This is a genomic window from Pseudoalteromonas sp. SR45-5 (genome assembly GCF_014163565.1).
In the GTDB taxonomy this organism is placed as follows: Bacteria; Pseudomonadota; Gammaproteobacteria; order Enterobacterales; family Alteromonadaceae; genus Pseudoalteromonas; species Pseudoalteromonas distincta.
Map to the genome: position 1 here is coordinate 1 of NZ_JACJDN010000552.1, position 2,669 is coordinate 2,669.

The following is a 2,669-nucleotide window of genomic DNA, read 5'->3' on the forward strand; positions in this document are numbered from 1 at the left end:
ATTTAGTCTCATTTTATTAAAACAACAGTTGACCCTATTCAAAATATAAACTAGCATTTCTGGAAGCGCTTCCACAAAATCTATTTAAACAGAACTTTCTGGAAGCGCTTCCACACATTTGACAATGTTTATAACTACACAATAACAGCCCCATACAAGCTGTTAATAATAATGATAAAAGCGCGAGGGAAACCGAATGTCCAACCATATTGTAAGAAAAACAAAGATAGCGACCAGCCTATCTCTGATTTTAGGTGCATCAATCTCTTTGCCTGTATATGCACAAGAAGCAAATACAGATGTTGAAGTAATCCAAGTTACTGGTTTTAAAAGCAGTATTAAAGAGTCGACTCGTTTAAAACGCGACGCCGCCGGTGTTGTAGATGCTATATCAGCTGAAGATATTGGTAAATTCCCAGATACCAACTTAGCCGAGTCGCTACAGCGTATTACGGGTGTGTCGATTGATCGCTCAAATGGTGAAGGCTCTAAAGTAACGGTTCGTGGTTTTGGCCCCGACTACAATATGGTAACCCTAAACGGGCGTACAATGCCGGCGGCATCTTTGCCTGCAGGCGGTGGTACACCCAGCTCTCGTGCATTTGATTTTGCAAACTTAGCGTCTGATAGCGTTAAATCGGTTGAAGTATATAAAACTGGTAAAGCAAGCATTGCATCAGGTGGTATTGGCGCAACAATTAATATTAATACCGCTCGCCCACTTGATAACCCAGGCTTTGTTTCAAGCATTGGCGTAAAAGCATTACACGACTCAACAAACCGCGTTGGTGATGACATAACACCTGAGCTTTCGGGCTTAATTAGCTGGACCGACAGTGAAGCTAAATTTGGTGCCTCGTTAACTGCAAGCATGCAACAGCGCGATAGCTCATCAACTGGTGCGTTTGTAAATCAATGGAATACATCAGCTTTTGACGGCACAATCCCACAAGCTGCAGACGATATTGTTTTAACTAATGCACCCGCCGTTGGCCAGCTTTATTCAATGCCATCAGATTTGCGCTACACCATTGCCGATAGAGAACGTACTCGTACAAACGCGCAATTAACGCTGCAATACAGCCCTATTGACGATTTAACAGCCACGCTTGATTACACATATTCTAAGCAAGATTTATTCGAAGCCCGTGCTGAGCAATCAATTTGGATGGATAACTACAAAAGCGCGCTAACATTTGACGACAACACGGTAAAAACTCCTATTTATTACCGAGAAGAACGTCGCGATCAGCAAACACGCGATTTAGGTTTAGCGTTTCAAGAGCTAAACCAAGTTAACCAAAACGACTCTATTGGTTTAAACGTTGAATACTATTTCAATTCAGAATTGAGCTTTATGTTTGATGCGCACAATTCAAAAGCCACTAGCAAACCAGATGCACCTTACGGCAGCTGGGTAAACGCAGGCTTAGGCGCAAACGTAGTTAACGCACAAGAAGTTGATTTTAGCCGCGAGCTTCCATCAATGAGTATCGATTTTGATGATTGCCGCCGAGATAACCTAAATTGTAATAACACGTTAGATGCCTCTGATGTGGGTACGTCTATTTTAGATTCTAACTTTGCTCGCCAAGAATCTGAAATCACAGAATTTAGAATCCATGGTAAATACGAAATTGAAAACGGCGCAATTGACTTTGGTATAGAGTCTCGCTCTATGGAAAGCCATTCACTGCAATCACTTACACGTAATACAATGGGTAACTGGGGTATAGAAAACCCAGGCGAACTACCTGATGGCTACTTAAACCCAACAAACTTTTTAGCTGAGTTTGACGACTACGATACATCGGGCTCGTTCAACCAAGGTTATACTGGCAGCGCATCTCAAATTGGTTACTGGGCAGGTGAAGAATACGGTTTTAACTTTGCAGCCGATGGCGCATTTGCAACAAACCGCACCATTGAAGAAGACATAACCGCTGCGTTTGTGCAATTTACTTACAATGGTTACATTGGCGCTATGCCATACAACATTGTTATTGGCGCGCGCCAAGAGTCTACCGACATTACCTCAACGGCTAATATCGATTTACCTAACGCAGTAGCGTGGGAAGGTAATAACGACTTTAATGTTCGTTTTGGCTCAGCTAAAGAAGATTTCACGCTCAAATCTAGCTACGATCACTTTTTACCAAGCTTTGACTTTGACATAGAAGTAATTGAAAACGTAAAAGCGCGTTTTTCTTATAGCACGACAATTGCTCGCCCAACTTACGATAACTTAAGTTCAGCAGCGACTGTTGGTGTACCAGGTGCCCCTACTCTTTTAGCGGGTTCTTCACCGGCTACAGCGTCAACGGGTAATCCTGGTTTAGTGCCGCTAGAATCAGATAATATTGATGTATCGGCTGAGTGGTACTTTGCAGAAACTAGTTATGTGTCGGTAGGTTATTACACTAAAGACATTGAAAACTTTATTGGTTTAACACCAATGACGCAAAACTACTACGGATTACGCGATGCAACAGCGGGTCCTCGCGCACAAGCTGCCATTGCTGAGCTAGAATCTCGCGGACTTGCTCTAACCGATTCAAACTTATTTCAAATGGTTGCCGCAACAGAAAATGGCGTTGATTTTGACTCTATGACCTACGAAGAGTTTGAAGCCGCTTACGATGTAATTGCTAACAGCGATGACCCATTAC

Annotated in this window: 1 protein-coding gene; it reads left to right on the forward strand. The window is 42.6% G+C overall.

Going from position 1 to position 2,669, the window contains the following annotated elements; genetic code table 11:
- Nucleotides 1-196: 196 nt before the first annotated feature.
- On the forward strand, nucleotides 197-2,669 hold a 2,473-nt coding region (locus H5072_RS16360; RefSeq protein ID WP_182694132.1), incomplete at its 3' end, for a TonB-dependent receptor.